Annotated in this window: 13 protein-coding genes and 1 pseudogene; 5 read left to right on the forward strand and 9 right to left on the reverse strand. The window is 59.4% G+C overall.

Annotated features, from left to right (window positions below):
* The first annotated feature begins 421 nt into the window (after positions 1-421).
* Complete coding sequence (locus JHX88_RS17445; RefSeq protein ID WP_272848084.1) at positions 422-1,465, forward strand: hypothetical protein; 1,044 nt, start codon at positions 422-424, stop codon at positions 1,463-1,465.
* Positions 1,466-1,726: 261 nt separating this feature from the next.
* On the forward strand, positions 1,727-3,562 hold the full coding sequence (locus JHX88_RS17450; protein WP_084203320.1) for a DEAD/DEAH box helicase: 1,836 nt from the start codon (positions 1,727-1,729) through the stop codon (positions 3,560-3,562).
* A gap of 147 nt (positions 3,563-3,709) precedes the next feature.
* Here the strand turns inward: JHX88_RS17450 and JHX88_RS17455 are convergent, their stop codons facing one another.
* From JHX88_RS17455 to JHX88_RS17475, 5 genes are all read right to left on the reverse strand, one after another.
* Positions 3,710-3,928 carry a hypothetical protein gene (locus JHX88_RS17455; RefSeq protein WP_141225944.1) on the reverse strand — a complete coding sequence of 73 codons (219 nt, stop codon included), beginning with the start codon at positions 3,926-3,928 and terminating at the stop codon, positions 3,710-3,712.
* A 246-nt stretch (positions 3,929-4,174) separates the two neighbouring features.
* Positions 4,175-5,377, reverse strand: coding sequence for a Hint domain-containing protein (locus tag JHX88_RS17460; RefSeq protein ID WP_076528716.1), 1,203 nt, complete (start codon positions 5,375-5,377; stop codon positions 4,175-4,177).
* Positions 5,378-6,200: 823 nt separating this feature from the next.
* Positions 6,201-7,247 carry an HlyD family secretion protein gene (locus tag JHX88_RS17465; RefSeq protein ID WP_076528718.1) on the reverse strand — a complete coding sequence of 349 codons (1,047 nt, stop codon included), beginning with the start codon at positions 7,245-7,247 and terminating at the stop codon, positions 6,201-6,203.
* Complete coding sequence (locus JHX88_RS17470; protein WP_076528720.1) at positions 7,244-8,893, reverse strand: efflux MFS transporter permease; 1,650 nt, start codon at positions 8,891-8,893, stop codon at positions 7,244-7,246. The genes JHX88_RS17465 and JHX88_RS17470 overlap by 4 nt, the downstream gene beginning before the upstream one ends.
* Positions 8,890-9,318, reverse strand: a complete 429-nt coding sequence (locus JHX88_RS17475; protein WP_076528722.1) for a MarR family winged helix-turn-helix transcriptional regulator — start codon at positions 9,316-9,318, stop codon at positions 8,890-8,892. The genes JHX88_RS17470 and JHX88_RS17475 overlap by 4 nt, the downstream gene beginning before the upstream one ends.
* A 174-nt stretch (positions 9,319-9,492) precedes the next feature.
* On the opposite strand from JHX88_RS17475, the pseudogene JHX88_RS17480 reads away from it, so the two are divergent.
* Positions 9,493-10,843: pseudogene (locus JHX88_RS17480) on the forward strand (IS701 family transposase).
* Between the two features lie 585 nt (positions 10,844-11,428).
* Here the strand turns inward: JHX88_RS17480 and JHX88_RS17485 are convergent.
* Positions 11,429-12,244: an SDR family NAD(P)-dependent oxidoreductase gene (locus tag JHX88_RS17485; protein ID WP_076528724.1), complete on the reverse strand. Its 816-nt coding sequence runs from the start codon at positions 12,242-12,244 to the stop codon at positions 11,429-11,431.
* Between the two features lie 102 nt (positions 12,245-12,346).
* Between JHX88_RS17485 and JHX88_RS17490 the strand changes: the two genes are divergently transcribed.
* Positions 12,347-13,240 (forward strand): LysR family transcriptional regulator, encoded by an 894-nt coding sequence (locus JHX88_RS17490; protein WP_076528726.1) that lies wholly within the window; start codon positions 12,347-12,349, stop codon positions 13,238-13,240.
* Between the two features lie 443 nt (positions 13,241-13,683).
* On the opposite strand, the gene JHX88_RS17495 is transcribed toward JHX88_RS17490, so the two are convergent.
* Entirely contained in the window at positions 13,684-14,430 is a 747-nt protein-coding gene (locus tag JHX88_RS17495) for an SDR family NAD(P)-dependent oxidoreductase (RefSeq protein ID WP_076528728.1), read from the reverse strand.
* 97 nt (positions 14,431-14,527) lie between these two features.
* Here JHX88_RS17495 and JHX88_RS17500 point away from each other — a divergent pair, with 97 nt between their 5' ends.
* The gene (locus tag JHX88_RS17500) at positions 14,528-14,893 is read left to right on the forward strand and encodes a winged helix-turn-helix transcriptional regulator (RefSeq protein WP_076528730.1); all 366 of its coding nucleotides are present in this window, start codon (positions 14,528-14,530) and stop codon (positions 14,891-14,893) included.
* Positions 14,894-15,389: 496 nt separating this feature from the next.
* On the opposite strand, the gene JHX88_RS17505 is transcribed toward JHX88_RS17500, so the two are convergent.
* A complete protein-coding gene (locus tag JHX88_RS17505) occupies positions 15,390-16,952 on the reverse strand; it encodes an argininosuccinate lyase (RefSeq protein ID WP_272848085.1) in 1,563 nt (520 codons plus the stop codon).
* Positions 16,953-17,056: 104 nt separating this feature from the next.
* On the reverse strand, positions 17,057-19,243 hold the full coding sequence (locus JHX88_RS17510) for a TRAP transporter permease (RefSeq protein WP_076528732.1): 2,187 nt from the start codon (positions 19,241-19,243) through the stop codon (positions 17,057-17,059).
* Between the last annotated feature and the right edge of the window lie 126 nt (positions 19,244-19,369).

Below are 19,369 nucleotides of genomic sequence, written 5' to 3' on the forward strand. Positions count from 1 at the left end.
CGTTCCTTGCTCGGGCATTCGGGGATGAAGTAAGTTGGACAACAGCTAACCCGGCGGCGCGAGACCTCACACCACCGGGCAGCTAATTCGTGATCCGAACACCGGAAATTCCATGCCGCCTTCTATAGAAAGGCCGCGAACAGGCTGCAAGCGCACAACTTGTCCTGCTGCCCGAACTTCAAGCACCATTCCGCACGGATCATGCATTTTCGAACTTTCACAGCAGTTGTCACATTTCGTTACCAAAGTGAGCTTTTACTGCTGGCAGGCATGAATTAACGACATGGTAGAAGCGTCCTTTTGCTGCAGCCATGCATGGATTAGTGTCCCAGCAAGGACAAGGGATTTGGAAATGGTAGAATTAAATAGTCCGAAAGTAGCGTCAAAACGGGCCAAAGCGGCGCCAAAGCAGGCCAAAGCAGTGTCAAAGCAGGCTGAGGCAGCACCCAAACCGGCCAAGGCAGAGAAGAAGGCCAAGACGAAAGCCGCGAATCTCCTGATCGTTGCCCAGGGGGGACGCTTGCAGTTCGAGGCACTGATCTTTGCCGCCAGCCTGCGCCATTCGTCACCGGACTACCCGGGGCGGCTGATTATTGCCGAGCCGCAGCCGGAAGGGGCGTGGGCGGGTCATGACACCCTGATCGCGCCCGAAACCCGCGAAGTGCTGGAATGGCTGGGCGCAGAGATTCGTCCATTCACCGCCCAGCATTTCGGAGCGCATTATCCATATGGCAACAAGATCGAGGCGCTGCAGGCTCTGCCCCCGAAAGAACCGTTCATCTTTTTCGATACCGATACGCTGATCACCGGCCCATTGGACAGCATCAAATTCGACTTCAAGCGCCCTTCCGCATCGATGCGGCGCGAAGGAACCTGGCCAATTCCGCCGCTTTACGGCCCAGGATACAGCACCATCTGGGAATCCCTCTACGACCGGTTCGGCCTGGACTTTGCGGGCACGTTGGACCCGAGCCAACCGGATGAGCATTGGGAGCGTTACCTGTATTTCAACGCCGGTTGGTTTTTCGGAGCCGACCCGGAGGAATTCGGCCGCCGTTTCCTGGACTGGGCAATCGCCGTGCGCGACGACCCGCAAGAGGAACTGGCGTGCCAGAGCCTCGATCCCTGGCTGGACCAGATCATCCTGCCGTTGGTCATTCATTCATTTGGCGGCGGCCGACCGGGGCCGGAATTGGCCGGGCTCGATGGTGAAATCACATGTCACTACCGCAACCTGCCGCTGCTATACGCACGCGAATCCGACAAGGTGGTCGAGACGCTGGAGACCACCATCGCGCATAACAAGGTCAAGAAGCGGCTGAAGGAATGGGACGCAGCCCGCAAACTGATCTATCAGGGCAAGGGTCGCGACAAGGTCCGCGTGATGTTTGACCGCGATGCCTTGCCCTCGAAAGAGCAGATGATTCGCAACCCGCTGAAGAAATCTGGGTGGTGGCTGCTCTGATCGGATCACAGCAGGCAGTCGTAAGCTGAAATCATCGCCCAGAACAAGTTTACCGGCCGGACTATTCGGCCTTACCATGAAGGGGACGGCGGCGGCGGATTCATTCTGTCCAGCCCCCCTTCATGCTTTACTTTACGAGCCTTGACCCTTAGAGACCCCTCTTTGGCTCCGCGATTCTGCGGTGATGGGCACAGGCTTTGCCGTCATCAGGGATAGGCGCCGTTGACCGGGTGCAGGGCGCCCCCTTTTTCTGGCGATTAAATGATACGTAACGACATTGCTGGGCCATTGGCCGCGGCGCTGGCAGCCAAAGGTTATGCCAGCCTCACCCCTGTTCAGGACGCCGTACTGTCACCGGATGCTTCCGGGCGCGACATGCTGGTTTCGGCACAGACAGGCTCGGGCAAGACGGTGGCTTTCGGACTTGCCATGGCTCCGGACATCCTGTCCGCGGCTGACAATTTGAAAACTGCCGAAAGGCCTCTGGCGCTGGCGATTGCGCCAACACGGGAACTGGCGCTGCAGGTCGCGCGCGAACTGGCCTGGCTGTACGCAGAAGCCGGCGCGCATATTGCCACCTGCGTTGGAGGCATGGATTTCCGTAACGAACACAGGGCGTTGAAACGCGGTGCGCATATCGTCGTCGGCACGCCGGGCCGCCTGCGCGATCATATCGAACGCGGAAGCCTCGATCTGTCCGGCCTGCAAGCCGCCGTGCTGGACGAGGCAGACGAAATGCTGGACCTGGGCTTTCGCGAAGATCTGGAATTCATTCTTCAGGCCGCCCCGATTGAGCGTCGCACCCTCATGTTTTCAGCCACGGTCCCCCCGGCAATCGAGAAACTGGCGAAGGATTTCCAGAAGGACTCGCTGAGAATCGTCACGGCGGGCGAAGCACGTCAGCATGGTGATATCGAATACCGCGCCCTGAACGTGGCTCCCCGTGATCGCGAACCGGCAATCTTCAATTTGCTGCGCTTGTACGAGGCGCAGACAGCAATTGTCTTTTGCAAGACCCGTGCCAATGTGAACCATCTTCTTGCACGGATGGCCAATCGCGGCTTCAAGGCCGTCGCTCTTTCCGGAGAGTTGAGTCAACAAGAACGCAGCCACGCATTGCTTGCACTGCGTGACGGCCGAGCGCGGGTTTGCGTTGCGACCGATGTGGCTGCGCGTGGCATCGATTTACCGGGGCTGGAGCTAGTGATTCATGCCGATCTGCCGACCAACGCAGATACACTTCTACATCGCTCCGGCCGCACCGGCCGGGCCGGAGCCAAAGGGGTCTCCGCGCTCATCGTGCCGCCTGCCGATCAAAAGAAGGCACAACGCCTGCTGAAAACCGCGCGTCTCGAAGCAACCTGGGCGCCGGCACCGTCGGCGGATGAAGTCCGAGCCAGAGACGACGCAAGGGTTCTGGATCACCCGGCGCTGCAAGAAACCCCTAGTGACGAGGCAGAGTTTGCTACGGCCCTGCTGGATCGATTCGGTGCTGAACGGCTCGCTTCGGCCTTCATCCGACTGTGGCGCGAGGGCCGTCCGGTGCCTGAGGAGCTGACCGTATTGCGAGATCGCAATCCTGCACCCACCGCTCCGCGTGAGCGTGGAGATTTCGGAGATGCCGCGTGGTTCTCGTTGTCGGTCGGCTATACCGGTCGTGCCGAAGCACGCTGGCTTCTGCCCAAGATCTGCGAGGCCGGTGGCATCACTCGTGATGCTATCGGCGCGATCCGCGTGCGTGAAAATGAAACCTATGTCCAAATCGCGACCGAGATGGCCCCGCGCTTTGGCGATCAGCTTGAATTGGAAGCCGGGCTCACGATGCTGCGCCTGCCCGGCCAGCCCAGCCTTGAACGCACGGCTCCTGACACGCAGGGCAAGACCCCGCAAAATTCGCCGGCAGAAGTGGAGGGCGATAAGGCACGTCCCCGAAAAGCACGTTGGTCCGCGAGCGCCCGCAAGAATCATAATGCAGCAAAACCAGCCGCCACACCCCCAAAAGGCAAGACATCAAAGGCAGCACATGGCAAAGCGCGTTGGGCCAAACCCGCATCGAAGCGAAAGACAGTCGGCAAAGAAATCGGGCGCAAACGCTAGATCGCGACAACCCGGGCCAAAAACGCCCTGATCGAACCGGTCAAGCTAAACCGCGATGGTGCCGTGGCGCTTTCGCGGCATTCGGCCCAACAACAACCGCATGATATATGGACATGCCAGCCGCGTTTCTCTGCTAGGAAATGCGATTCAAATCAGCAGGAAACCAAGCAGCAATGCACCCGCAAGCACGACAATGCCTGTCTTGACCGGCGGGAAGGTTTTTACGATACCCAGGCTGTCTCGCAGCCTGGGAGCCGAGTGATCTTCAGCATAGGAACGGCGGTGAGCCGCAGAAATGGTTGGCCTGCGGGCATCCTCGGGCAAACCATGTGTAGCTGTTGTGTCCATGTATCTGCTGCGTACCAACGCGCACCTCCCATTCGCTTGTTAATTGAAAAACTGTCCGTGATCAGAGTGTCAGATCAGCTCGACAGGCGGTTAACCGCTACTGCCCGACACGGCCCATTGTTTGACGAGAGCGTGATCGAGTATAAGTTCCCGGCGGACGAACACGGATTCTACAAGTGTTCGATTGCATCCTTCATAGCACCGAAGTGAAGGCTCGGTGGTCAGGGTGTGGCACCACCCTGACCACCATTTACCCGTCTTCACTCATTCGGCTTTAGACACAGCTTCGCGGGCTCCCATCACCAAGGGCTTCCCATTCATTCTGTGGCGCATCGCCAGCTTGCGAGCCTTGCGTCCCGAAGGCAGTTCACGTGCCGAAATCGAGGTAAACCCTTCACTCCTGAATTCCGGGAAAAGCGCGAAAATCTCTTCACGTGCAGCTATACCCACGGATTTCAACGCCTGAGGACCAGGATAGAGCGACTCTGTCTCGGCGCCGTTCGAATACACCACTTCATGCTGATCGAAGAGGAAATGGAAATACTCGACCTCAGCGAGGTCCTCGGCAACATCTATCCCGTTCAGCTGGCAAAGCTGCTTGGCAGGCACCAGGATTTCCATCGCCCCGAACATACGCTGTGCGATCCTTGAACGGACCAGAACGCGGTGCTGCGGTGAAACCAGCAAATCCTCAGACGGGGTATTTTCGCCAAGCGCCCCGACCTTGATACGGATTGGACGGAGATTGTGGCTCGCCGCAAGAGTTTTTGCGCAAAGCTTCGTCGAGCCAATCCAGCGGATTTTCTTGATGCCGTTGTCTCGCGTCATCACGCGATCGCCAGCATGCAGTTCTTCAATCGGACGCATCCCGCTTTCGGTCTCGATCAGTGTGCCTCGGACGAAGCAGACGACCAGCGTACCAGCGGGATCATACTCAAGAGTCGTGACCGCAGTATCCAGCACCCATTGCCCCGTGTCACCAACGGCATTCAGAATCGGGCCTATTCCTGGAATATCGTTCAGCCACGCGTCCAGCTCCGACAAATCCCCCTCGAAAGTAACAGGCGGGAGGCCAAGCAACGACACGGTCGCTGTAATCCCTATCCGTGCGTCATTCACCGGATCTTCGGAAATCATGTAAAATGATCCGTCAGATGCTTCGTAAAGTTCCCCTTCCACCGGGTTAAGCTGAACTTCAAGCCCTCCCACCAAAGGAACACTGATGGATGGCGATGTGGTACTCAGAGTCAGATCACCGCGATAGATCCCATCGAGCGTTGCGCCTTCTTCTGTCTCCACGCCGAGAGGTTCACCATTCTCCAGCGTATCGTCGCCTCCAGCCTTGTCATAGGAAGCGATCGTTTCGGCTGGCCCGAATGCATTGAGAAGAGACAATTCATTAGTGTCGATGACACCAGTATCCACGTCAATCGAAATACCCGGGTCAATCCCCGATATGTAAGTCATAATTGCATCCTTGTCGTTAGCACCGATGTACGCCTCCGGGAAAGAAGGCTGGGTACAGGAGCAGGCGCGCAGGGTGGCACCCCTACGCAAGCTAACGTTGCGGAAACAGGAAATCGGTAAGCGTCGCAATCAGCCCGGAAGCAATTGCATAAGATGTCAGTTTTGCTGATTATTCAACAAAAAAAAATAAAGGAAGCATAAAAATCACTCGTACCGCCGAAAAGCACCAATCACGCCGGCTTTAAAAATTGAAGACAATATACATTTCTCAAGAGAACTAGTTTTTCTAGTATACACAGATAGGCGCTAACCGGCGTTGTTGCACAATCGAAGAACGTTGCGCATTAGTTGCCCTGCGTCGAAAGATCTTGCATTAATGTGACGCAAAAAATAACCGGTGAATGGGGGTCCTACGCAAGAACCTTCGTTTGTGCAACAACGCCCATGCAAAGGCTCGACAAGTGCTGCATTAACCGCAAATGCCGGAGCTACCGCCGATAATACGAGAGCTGATTTCATGAAGAGCCCTATTTGAGCCTTCATGTCCTGATCGAGCTTCGGCGAGTCAGATGCAAAGTCTGACTTTCGACGTGAACAGGTTGTCTTGCGTGCCACCCCAGTCGAGCGCCCATTCCCTCGCAGGCGATCCATTCGTCTGGATCGCCTGCGAGGTCAGCATTCTCGCAATGAATGGCGAGAGCTATCGGCTGGCGCAAAGCCGCGCCCGAAAGGTCCGCCGAAACTCCTTCAATTGTCGCTATGCGCGAAGCGCGGCGGGGGCAGGCAGCCCCCGGCCATCGCGGGACACAATCCGCCCCATACCCTATCGCCGCGACCGGCCCTCTGTATCCACCTGGACCACAACCGACAGGCCGGGGGCAAGATATTCCGACATCTCCTGCCCCGGATCGATCGAGATACGGACCGGCAGGCGCTGCGCGATCTTGGTGAAATTGCCGGTGGCGTTCGCACCCGCCATCAGACTGTATTCCGAGGCGGTGGCCGGGGAAAACGCCTCGACCTTGCCGGTAAAGGCACGGCCCTGCAGTGCATCGACGGTGAAGCGCACGGTTTCGCCCACGCGCATCCCGTGCAACCCGGTCTCCTTGAAATTCGCCACGATCCAGACATCCGTGCCGATATGCGAGACCAGCGCGCTGCCCGGCGTCACATATTGCCCCTCGCGAACCGAGACCTGGCCCAGCCTGCCATCGGCAGGGGCGCGGATCACGGTATTGTCCAGATCGATCCGCGCCAGTTCGACCGCCGCCTCGGCGCTGGCGATATCGGCCTTTTGCGCCGACAGCGCGACCCTGGCCGAATTGACCGCCTCGCGCTGAACATCCAGCTGCGCCTCGGCCTGCGTCACCGAGGCCCGCGCCTGTTGCAGCGCCAGTTCGGACTGGTCAGCCGAGGATTGCGAGGCGACGCCGCGTGTCCGCAATTCACGCGCGCGGTCCCAGCTTGTCTGCGCCGTCTCCAGCGCCGATTTCGCCGAGGCCAGCCCCGCCTCGTTCGCCCGCAATGTCGCTTGGGCCGAGGCCACCTTCTGCTGGCCGACCTGTAGCGCGGCCCTGGCGGCGGCAAGCTGCGCCTCTGCCTGGGCCAGTTTCTGGCGATAGATCCGGTCGTCGATCCGGGCGATCACATCGCCCTTCCCGACCGTCATGAAATCGCTGGCCGCAACCTCACTGACATAGCCCGAAAGCTGCGGCGCGATGGTGGTGACCTTGCCGCGGATATAGGCGTTCTCGGTTGTCGGCTCTGCCGGGTGGAAGGGCGGTAGGTGCCAGGCGAAGAGCAGCAGCAGAACCCCGGCAATGCCGATGACAAGAGCGATGGCGGTGGGCAGGATATGTGATCTGGTCATGATGCGGATTCCGTCTCGGATGTGGCGTCCCGCCCTGATGCGAGACGCGCGGCCAGCCAGTCGCGGAACACATGCAGCAGCAGGGCGCTCGCGGTGAAACCGGCAATGAGGAAAATCAGGAAATAGGCGTCGTTATAGGCCAGCACATAGGACTGGCGGCTGGCCTCTTGCGCCAGCGACGACATAGCCTGCGCCTTGCGCGCGGCGGCATCGGGGATCTGCGCGGCCAACATGGCGGCGCGGGCGGCGATGGCCGAGGCGGTCTGGCTGTCGGTCAGCGTCAGCTGCTCTGACAATGCCTGCAGATGCGCGGCCTGGCGGTGGTTGATGAAGCTGGTGAACAGGCCCGAGCCCAGCACCCCGCCAAGGCTCTGGGTCGAGATGAAGACGATCACGAAGGACAGCAGGTATTGCGGCCCCCGCGCCAGCGCCTTGATCAGCCCGGCCATCATCGCCGGCGGCAGGAACAGCATCCCCGCAAAACCGATCATCGCCTGGCTGAGCAGCATCTGCCCAGGCCTTGTATCCACGGTGGACTGGCTGTCCATGAAGGCGCCGGCCATGATCAGGATCAGGGCGACCAGGTGAAACCATTTCTCGCGCCCCGGCTTGATCCAGGCGATGCAGGCCAGCCCGCCCATCAGGCTGGCAATCACGATGATCGAGAATAGCGTGACCATCTGCGAGGGCGCCACCCCGAGAGCCGAGAACATCCTGGGCGCGCCGCTGCTCTGTTCCGACAGGATCAGCCGGAACAGGAACAGCGTCGCGGTCAGGTGCAGCATGGCGGGGCTGGTCAGCCAGCGTATATCGATGATCGGCGCCTTGCGGTTCAGCTCGATCATCACCACTCCGGTCAGGGCGGCGACCGAGGCCGCCAGCAGCCAGCCGATCCAGGGCTGCTCGACCCAGTAATGGATCGGCCCCATGACGAAACCGATGATCAGCCCGCCGAAGCCGCAGGCGATCAGCAGGAAGCTGACGAAATCCAGCGGCTGTATGACCTTCATGCGCGGCATCGGGCGTAGCGGCAGCAGGTAGACCAGCGTCAGTGACAGCATCGCCATGCCAAGCGCAGTCAGGTGTAGCCATGTCAGTCCACCATCACCAATCAGCGCCGGCGACACGACCCGCGCCAGCGATGGCCCCGACATAATCACCGCCATGGCCAGCGGCAGGCCGAGCCGCATCTTCCATTGCTGGGAAAGCGGTTCCAGCATGTAAAGGAAAGCCAGCGTCGACAGCGACGCGGCCGCCGCGCCCGACAGCAGCTGCACCACCACCGCCGAGCGGAAATCACTGATCCAGACCGAGGCGAAGGCCACCGCGACATAGATCACGATGCCGATCTCGGCAAAGCGGCGCAGCCCGAACTGCGTGCGGATCTTGATGAGCATGACCGGCAGGGCGGCGCGGGGGATCATGTAGACCGCCATCAGCCAGCTTGCCTGGCTGGTGGTGATGCCCAGATCCCCGGCGATTTGCGGGATATTGCTCGAGACGAACCCCTGCCCCAGCCCCTGCGACAGCGCCAGCATCACCGAGGCGCCCATATAGGCAAGCGCGCGCGGCACCGGCAGCGGCGGATGCTGTGGTGGCCCGGCTGGCGGGGCGTCTGGCGCGGGCTGTTGCGGGGCGTCGCTCATGTCCGCCCCAATTTCGCGATATTCCCCGCGATCCTGTCCAGCACATCGCGGGTGCGCGCCAGATCCTCCGGGGCGATCCCTTCCAGCACATCCGAACGCAGCTTGCGGCTGAACTCGGTGACCTGGCTGGCGCGGCCCTGCTCGGTCAGGAAGATCGCGTTCTTGCGGGCATCGCCGTCGATCGGGCGGCGGATAACGAAACCCCCAACCTCCAGCGCGTCGATCTGGCGTTTCAGTGTCGGCGCCTCGATATCCAGCGCGCAGGCCAGTTCGGTCTGTGTGACGCCTTCCTTCCGGGTCAACTCGCTGATCACCCGCGCCCGGGACATGGTGAGGCCCATGTCGCGCGCGCAGTCGTCGTAATGGCGCCGCAAGGTCCGCATGACCTGCAGAAGAGAGTCGATGATGGCGGTGTCGGTGGGCATGATGTTGATGCTTAGCGTGCTAATTACAGTGGAATGTTAGCCAGCTAATGAACTTCGCTGCCGGATTCAAGGGCCAGTGTCGCGTTGCAATTATTCTTACTGAGTCACAAAGAGTGGGGTCTGGGGGATTCGCTTGTCGATTTGTTGTGATAGGCTGCTGACTCACTGCAATGGATGAGCGGCATGGAGAGTACGGACGGCAGGGCTGCCAGCGCGTTTGACGGGTATGTGGAAGCGTTGATCGAAGTCATCGGACATGCGGATCGCGCGGTACCCCTTCGGGACTATTGCACAGGTTTGATGATGCCTGTGGCACGCAAAAGCGTGAAGCCGCTGGCGGCGGTGACGGCGCCGACGCGTGTTTCTGCCAAGCATCAGTCACTTTTGTATTTCGTGGGGCAAGCGCCCTGGTCTGACGAAGCATTGATGGGGAGGGGTCGCGATTGGGTTTTGCCGCACATGGTCGAGCGCGGCGGACCGATCACCGCCTGGATCGTTGACGACACGGGCTGTCCCAAAAAGGAGAAGCATTCTGTCGGTGTGGCCCGTCAGTATTGCGGGCAGCTTGGGAAGCAGGACAATTGTCAGGTTGCGGTCAGCCTTTCCGTTGCGAACGATGGCGCCAGCTTGCCGGTCGCCTGGCAGCTTTACCTCCCGGAGAGTTGGCTGGATGATCCCGAACGGCGCCAAAAGGCAAAGATACCGGACGAGATTGTTTTCCAGACCAAGCCGCAGATTGCGATCGATCAGATCCGCGCTGCACTCACCGCACAGACGCCAGTGGGCGTCGCCCTTGCCGATGCCGGTTACGGTGCAGATGGCAGGTTTCGCCAGGAACTGACCGATATGGGGGCTCGTTTGCTCGGTAGGCGTCCAGCCGACACTCAGCGTCTGGCGTCTGGGCGAAGGGCCGCTGCCACCCAAAACATGGAGTGGCAAAGGCCGGCCGCCCAAGCTGGTGCAGCGCAGCAAGGATCACAAGCCGTTTTCCGTCAAGGCGCTTGCAGAAGGTCTGCCGGTCGATGCGTGGAAGACCGTTACATGGCGCGAGGGGACCAATGTCGAGCTGGCGTCACGCTTTGCTGCCGTGCGACTGCGTGTCGCTTCCAGAGACTATAATCTCACCCAACCGCGAGCTGAAGAATGGCTTCTTGTCGAGTGGCCAGAAGGTGACAAGGAACCACTCAAATATTGGCTTTCGACATTGCCGGAAACGATGACATTATACGATCTCGTCGCGACCACGAAGATGCGGTGGCGGATCGAGCGAGACTATCGCGAGCTCAAGCAAGAACTGGGCCTGGGCCATTACGAAGGAAGAGGTTGGCGAGGATTTCACCATCATGCCAGCCTGTGCATTGCCGCCTATGGTTTCCTTCTCTCTGAACGGGAGACAATTCCCCCCTCAGGATTTGTCACCGCCGGGAACTGCGAGAAACCTCCCATTCCCTGCGGTTCCCGACCCGGCAAAGCCACCGATACGGCCCGAACGGCACACTGCAAACTCGATCGCGACGCCGCGTAAAATGCTCACTGTCGTACTCGCTCGCCGAGTAATGCGATGTCCATGCTGCGCTCAAGTCAATCAATCGTTTGTGACGCTGTAAGACTAGTTACCCCTTATCAAAAAAGCCTCCAATTTCCTTGTTCCGTGTCACAAGGGGCACTTTCTCAATCATTATGTAGGGCTATGGCGTAGACGTAGTAATCATCACTATCGGCCGTGGCCCGCCAGCCCCGCCGATTATGCACTATAGCGCGATATTCTGCGACATGGCTACGCAGACTCCGCAGATAGTCGCACGGGCCACATATGCGGATATTGAACATGACGTACGGGAACGACTCGACCCCATATACGTCGTTCTAAAGCCCTGGGCGACTCCTTCGAAGCGTCATTCGAACGGCAGAACGATCCCCGTTTCTCCATCTCAGCTCAGCCATTTTAGAATGGGTAATCCGGAACAGATTTCGGGAAAGCCTGCGCCGCCTCCGTGATACTTTTCGGTCCGATCCGGCCGTCCCGTTGGAGGTTCGTCTTTAGGAAGCGCCCGAGGGTCACTGCTGGGGCCGATTAATCACTCCCTTGCCGGCGCCTTGGGCTGTAGTGTCAGCCGCGATCGGCGAACTGGACGATCTCCTGCCGCAATTGGTCGACCTTCGCGCTCGCCCACTGCCGTGCGTCATCGCCGAACACGAGCCGCGATGGCACCTCGCCATGCGAAGCAAGTGCCACGATCCTCTCAGCGAGCAGCTTCGGATCGCCAGGCTGGTTGCCGTTGGCCCCGTCTACGAATGCGCGATACTGCGCGATCGCCTCGGCATAGTCTGGAATGTCGATACTGCCAAAGCGCGCCGACTTGCCGTCCATGAAGTCGGTGCGCAGCATCCCCGGCTCGACCAGGAGTGAGCGGACGCCTAACGGTGCCAACTCCTGCGCAAAGCCCTCCATCCATCCCTCGACTGCAAACTTAGAAGCCGAGTAGACCGCCCCTCCGCCGTTGGAGACCAACCCGCTAACCGAGGAGATGGTGACGATGAGGCCTGAGCGACGCTGACGCATGTGGGGGGCGACTGCGCGCATGACATTCATCGTGCCGAACAGGTTAACCTCGAACTGGCGCCGCACCGCGGCATCGGTGATGGTCTCGAAGAAACCCAGTTCGGCATAGCCCGCATTGTTGACCAGCACGTCGATTGCACCGAACCGCTCGATGGTCTCTGTGACGACCGCGTTCGGCGCTTCGGCGTCGGTGATATCGAGCGCGAGTGCGTGGAGGCGGTTGTGTTCGTGCGCAAAGGTATCGCGCACCGCGTCGGCGGATCGCGCCGTTGCCACTACCGTCTCGCCCGCATCGAGCGCCGCGCGCGCGATCTCGCATCCAAGTCCGCGGCTTGCGCCTGTCACCAACCAAACCTTGCTCATCACCTGTTCCTCGCTTCTTACGCAGTTTTAGACTAGTTAGCCTTGCTAATTTATAAGAACAATGGCCTTATTATTAATAAGCCCCAGTAGCAGGAATCATCAATGCATCCGGATCAACTCGGCGACCTCGCCGTCTTTGCGGCGATCGCCTCCGACCAAAGCTTCACGCGTGCCGCAAGGCGGCTCGGAGTCACGCAGTCGGCGTTGAGCCAGACCATGAAGCGGCTGGAGGGCCAGCTCGGCTTTCGTCTACTCTCCCGCACGACGCGCAGCGTCGCCCCGACTGCTGCCGGCGAACGCCTGCTCGCCACGCTGACGCCGGCACTGGCCGGACTGGATGACGAGATCGAAGCGTTGTCCCAGTCACGCGGGGCAGCGATCGGCACCGTCCGGATCACGACGGGCAAACACGCCGCGGACACTTTGCTGTGGCCGATGCTCCCGTCTTTCGTACGCCGCCACCCGGGCATCGAAGTGGAGGTTTGCGTCGAGGACGGGATGACTGACGTCGTGGCGGGTCGCCACGATGCGGGAATCCGGCTTGGCGAGCGATTGGAGAAGGACATGATAGCGCTGGCTGTCGGTCCTCCACTTCGCGTCGCGGTGGTGGCCGCTCCCGGCTATCTGAACGGCCATCCAGCACCGACGGAACCAGCCGACCTTACGGCGCATCGCTGTATTGCCTACCGCGACGCGCAGGGCAACCTGTCCCCCTGGTCGTTCGAGCGCGACGGCCGTGCGGTAACGGTCACGCCAGGCCGCGGGCCGGTCTTCAACGATGGCGACTTGCTGGTGGCCGCCGCCCTTGAGGGTTTCGGTGTCCTCTACATTCTGGAGGACCTGGTGGCAGCACCGATTGCCGATGGCCGTCTCACTCGCATGCTGGAGCCGTGGTGCGAGCCGTTCGCAGGCTACCACCTCTACTACCCCGATCGGCGGGGCACCACAGCATTCGAACTGTTCAAGGAGGCGCTTCGAACAAGCAGGGCCGTGTGAAGGTGTGAAATTCAAAAATGAAGTGGAGTGTTTTGCAGAGATCAGGAGTAGAGTTGAATGATCTTAGCGCAGGTGCTTTCGCTTCCTATCCCATTCCGGCCTTTCAGGAACGCTTCAGCGACCGCTGAAACCTGCTCTTCCCTTCGTTCTCGCTGTTGGCAATTTAGAGGCCGGTGAACGAACCAAAGTTGTCGGAGCGGAATGCCTCACATGTCGGTCATCAAGCTGCTTCGACCAGTTTCCACAGGCGGAAATTGTTTATGATGCATCCGAGAGCGGCCGATTATTTGGCCATCTCCGTTCGAATTCCGCCCGGTCCGCCTCCAAGCTGTAGCGCAGTAGAGCGTGCCGCAAATTTATTGGGCGCAGAAGCGGCGTTTCCCGTGCTGTTGGGAGAATAGACCCCAAGTAAGGAAGCTCAGGGCCGGGATTCGATCGGACTGTCAGACTTGTGCGACCCCGCCGTCAGCGAAGACCTCGCTACCTGTCATGAAGCTGCTTTCGTCGGAGGCAAGGAAGAGCGCCACCGCCGCAGTCTCCTCGGGGCGTCCGATACGACCGAGAGGTATCTGCGTGGCAAAGTCCTCCAGCAACGCATCCTCCTCTCCGGCTTTTGCTAGGCCCTTGAGGCCGGGCGTCTCGGTGGCGCCGGGAGAGAGCACGTTTACGCGGATCCCTGTCCCTCTCAGGTCCAGCGCCCAGCTTCGGGCAAAATTGCGGATTGCAGCTTTGGTCGCGCTGTAGACGCTGAACGCAGGCGTTCCCGTCGAGCCGGTGGTCGAACCGGTGAGGATGATGGATCCACCGGCCTGCATAAGCGGCAAAGCCTTTTGCACCGTGAACAGCGTTCCCTTGACATTGACGTCGAAGGACAAATCGAACGACGCTTCGTCGATGGTGCCAAGCGGAGCCAGCTTTCCAAGCCCGGCATTGGCGAAGAGAACGTCTATTCTTCCGCTCTTCGCACGCACCGTCGCGAACAGTCGATCAAGATCGTCCAGACGCGAAACGTCGCCCTGCACCGCGGTCACTCCGGAGCCGATCGTCTCCACCGCCCTGTCCAGTTCCTCCTGACGACGGCCGGTAATAAAAATCTCGGCGCCTTCCGCCACGAACCGTTTGGCGGTCGCCAGACCGATACCGCTGTTGCTGCCAGTTATGACGGCGATTTTACCCTCAAGTTTGCCCATCTCGATCTCCTGTAAATGATGACCGCTTCGAAATAGAGGCTTGCTTTCTATTCTTCCAGTATGCACCTTTTAGTAAGTATTAATTGGAGCATACGAAATGACCACATCTGGCTTTATCTGCGGGATGGACGCTGCGTTGGCCGTCATCGGTGGCAAGTGGAAGCCTTTGATCCTGTTCCACCTTGCCCACGAAGCCAGACGCTATAGCGACCTGAGGCGCGCCATCGGCAATGTCAGTGACAAGATGCTCATTCAGCAACTTAAGGAACTGGAGGCTGATGGGATCGTCGACCGGCTCGACTTCAAGGAAATTCCGCCAAAAGTCGAGTATTCCCTCACTGCGTTCGGCAAGACCCTCGCTGAAGCCTTGAAGCCACTCTGCGCCTGGGGAACGGAACATATGACCGAGGTTGAAAAACTTATGTCACGGCGCGGCACGTCCGCGGCGGAGAACGCCGCCTGACTTTGCGAATGTCTTGCCGGCAAGCCATGGCGCGCGTCAGGTGGCTATAGCGTAGACACAGCGTCCATCTTCATCGCCGACCGACATAGGGCGCGATGCCGCCGAAGCTGATTAATCAGAAGAACGGCAGCCTCCCAGCATAGTCACCCGAAACTTGCCAGTCCATTTCCCACCCCAATCCGGCCATTCGGGAAATGGCCAAAACCGTTAATGAAACTGCGCTAGTTAGCACTGAAATCCGCATCGTGCGGCTGAGAGGGCTATAGCGTAGATTTTGTGCTCCTCATCATCGGCATGGCCATCCGGTGATCCCCGCTCCACATGCCGGATCGAAAGGGATTCATACTCGTGAGATACGACGAAAACGGGCGCCCTATCAAACCAGACGAGCTGAACGCAGAACGACCGCCCCAAAGACGGCCTAAGCTATTATTATATCTGCATTATGGGTGACTTATGCTGGCATTGGTTGCGGGGGCAGGAAATCTGAGGGCCATCATTTCCCCAGTAGCTCACTGAAATCCTGATCGAGACGATCGAGCGACCCGTCGATATGGCTGCGCTTTTCAGCAATCCACTGCTTGTCCGTTTCCAGCCGCTCGCGAGCTTGGGTAATCATCCGCTCAACTTCGGCTGGCTGTGGGCCACCTGACGTCGCGCGATTCCTGACGATGGCCAGAGGATCGAGCGCGCCCCGGAACTCTTGCTCGCTCAGCGGAAATTCTTGCGGGTAATCCGAGTCCGCGACGGTCTCTGCATAGATTCGCTGTGCCTCGGCATATGGGAAATTGAGTGGCGTAATTCCTTCGGCACGGGCGTAGCTGACGATTTCGGATGCGACGTGATGACCTTCACGGAAGGGCAGGCCGTGATCACGCATCAGGATATCGGCAACCTCTTGCGATGCCGTCCAGTCGCTGTTCAACTCTTCCAATGCGCGCTCAGGATTGATCCGCAATGCCTTCAGCACCCGATCCAGCCGCGCAAGCACTTGTACGCCCGCATCGACCATAGCGGCATTTTCGTCCACATCCTTTGGGTCGCTCATTCCCGGCGTGATATTGTGGGTCTGGATGACCGGTCCCATCGCCAGTGTAATCGCCAGCGAGGCGTCGCTGCGGGTCGAGTTGAGAATGCCCGGATTACGCTTTTGCGGCATGGCAGAGGACACGTAAGTGTTGTCGCCGCCCTCTTCCAGCAGGATCCACGGTCGGCTCTGTGCATACTGGGTCATCACGTCCTCGACGAAATTCCCGGTATGCAGCGCGATGGATGTAACGATGGCTCCGGTTTCAACCGGCTGATCCATCGATGAGATCTGCGAGGCGTCATATGCGTTGTCTACGACCCCGTCAAAGCCGAGATAATCTGCCATACGCTCACGGTTCAGAGGCCAGCTTGTGCCATTCAGGACAGTGGTGCCCATCGCCGAGCGGTCCATTCGGGCATAGGCTTCGCGAATGCGCTGTGCATCGCGGTCGAACCCGGCGGCATGCCCTAGCAGGTAATGGGCATAACTATTGGGCTGCGCCGCAACACCATTCGTGTAGTTGGGCACGATGGTATCAACATGCTGCGCCGCCAGTTCGACCATGGTTTCCATGGTGGTATTCAGCTGTTCGGCCATTTCCAGAAGCCCGTCACGCAGAATCGCAGCTCTGTAGGTGGCGTGCATATCCTGGCTGGACCGTCCGGCATGGATCAGCGTCACGTCGAGACCACCCTCCTCGATCAGTAGCGGCTCGAAGGAAATGACGGTGCCGGGACGATCTGCGCCCGGCTGGTTGCCATTTTCGATAACCGTTGCCAGCGCCCTGGCGATGTCCGGTGCTAGCGAACTGTCCAGCAACCCTTCCTCGCTATTGATCACGGTGGTTGCCTTGTTGATCTGGCCCAACCAGAAAAACTCGTCGCGCTCGGCCGAGTCCGCAGTTTGCGCCGCAGCCAGGCCGGTGCAAAACAGAACTGCACCAGTCATGGCAGCCCCGGTAAGAACCCTGATCCTTCGTTGCATCGAACGGGATTTCCCCGACGGTGATACATCATTATGGGTGGTCATCGTGTTTCCTCCTCCAAGGATTGAGTTGTCGATTTCTTGAATTGCCTGTTTCGGGCCACCAAGCAATAACAGTGCCGTAAGCTTGGCGGCCCGACTTCATGCGATCAGTCTGCCGGCTGACGGGCCAACAGCCCGCGTTGCAGGATGAAAAGCACACCGGCGACAGCCAGGCCTATCAGATCGCTGAGCCAGCCCCCGTCGACCATGGCCAGCGCGGCTGCCAGCAAAACCGCGCGCAGCACGATATTGAGCGAACCGAAGTAATAACCGATGACCGCGGCTGACAGCAGGAACATGCCCAGCATCGCCGAGACGAAGACATGCAGGATGTCCAGCCATTCCCCCTGCATCAGCAGTTCATGTGACGAGAAGAACATGAACGGGACGATAAAGGCGGCAAGGCCAAGGCGGAACGCTTCGAACGAGGTCTTCATCGGGTCCGAGCCAGACAGTCCGGCGCCGGCATAAGCGGCAAGCGCTACCGGTGGCGTGATCGCAGACATCACCGCGTAGTAGAACACGAAGAAATGAGCGACCAGAACGGGAATTCCCAACGATATCAGGCCCGGCGCGACAACGGCTGCCGCAACCGCATAGGCCGCGGTCGTCGGCATACCCATTCCGAGCAGGACCGAGATGCACATGGCAAAGAAAAGTGCCAGCAGCTGGCTCTGATCGGCAATTGTCAGCAACAAAGTGGAAAAGCGCGCGCCGACCCCGGTCAGAGCAATCACACCGACGATCACCCCGGCAGCCGCACAGACCGTCACCATCTGGATAGACATGCGCGCCCCGATATCCAGCGCATGCAGCACCTGGCGCGGTCCCATCCGATGCGGTGTCAGCCAGCTGACAACGGCGGCCGAGATCATCGCCAGCGTGCCCGCCCGGATAACCGAATAGCCGGCAAACAGCGTGTAGATCAGAATGATGATCGGCAGGAACAGATAGACCTGACGAACCAGCACCGCGAATTTTGGCAGTTCTGCGCGCGGCAGCCCCTTCATGTTCAATTTCAAGGCCTGGAGATCGACCATGAAATAAACCGAGATGAAATAAAGCACGGCGGGTATGATCGCGGCGACGACGATCTCGGTATAGGGTATGCCCGTTACCTCGGCCATGATGAAGGCACCTGCACCCATGATCGGGGGCAGGATCTGGCCACCGGACGAGGCCGTGGCCTCGATTGCAGCAGCCGATTTTGCCGGGTAGCCGACCCTTTTCATCAAGGGAATGGTCAGCGATCCGGTCGAGACGACATTCCCCGCCGAAGTGCCATTGATCATGCCCATCAGGCCGCTGGCGAATACCGCCACCTTGGCTGGACCTCCGCGCGCTTGCCCCGCGGCCGCAAAGGCGAAGTTGATGAAATAGTCTCCGACTTTGGATGCCTGCAGAAAGGCGGCGAAGACGATGAACAGGATGATATAGGTCGAAGAGACTGCGATTGGTGCACCAAGGATGCCCTGATCGGTGAAGATATAGGTGAAGAAGCGCGAAGCGTCATAGCCGCGATGATTGAGGAACCCCGGCAGCCAGGGCCCCAGGAAAGAATAGGCGATGAAGACGCTCACGATGACCACCAGCACGAGCCCGGTCAGGCGACGAGTCAGTTCCAGGATCAGAATGACACCAGCGGCAGCCGCATACAGATCGCCCGGCTGTGCCATCGCAGTTCCCGCTCGCAGGCGCAATGCGCCCACGACAAACAGGATATAACCAAGCACCGCAATTGATGCGATGCCCAGTAGCCAGTCGCCTTCGTAGATCCTGCCGCGATCGCGTCCGGAATACAGCCAGCCAGCAGCTATTGCCGCGACGGTGCCCAGGATCAACGGAACACCAAAGCTGCCAAAGACAAAGCTCGGAGGATTGGCTGCGCCGGCAAACCACCAAGCCAGCCAGGCATAGGCAATCATCGCGAAGGCATAGCCTGTGCCTGCCAGTGCAAGTGCAAGAAGCACCTTTTCCGACCAACCGCGCCGGACAGGGGCGTTTTCGTCTATGATGGCTTCGTCAGATTGCGTCAGGGCCGAGTAGCCGAGGAACCCTATCACCAAGCCGCCGGTGACATGGATCATGCGATAGGCCCAAGTCTCAAGCGGGAACAGGTTCATCACAAGGATATGAAACAGTGTATAGCCGATGCAAAGCGCAGCAAAGAACAGGCCGATGCGGCCCTGCAGGCTGCGTTGCGTCGAGGTTAGCGGTTCGTCATCGACTGATTGTGCAACGACGGTTCCCTCCAGTTCGGAGGAAGGCTGTTGTGACGGGCTGGAATGGGACATCGAAGGCTCCATTGCAAATGAGGACAAGACCGGCGGCGATCGGCCCGCCCGGTTGTCCGGATCATGTGCGGCAAGACCTTCCGCACGTTGCTGTCAGAGAGAATGGCGCCCCAGCTTCATACCGGG

This window comes from Paracoccus saliphilus (assembly GCF_028553805.1).
Lineage (GTDB): Bacteria > Pseudomonadota > Alphaproteobacteria > Rhodobacterales > Rhodobacteraceae > Paracoccus > Paracoccus saliphilus.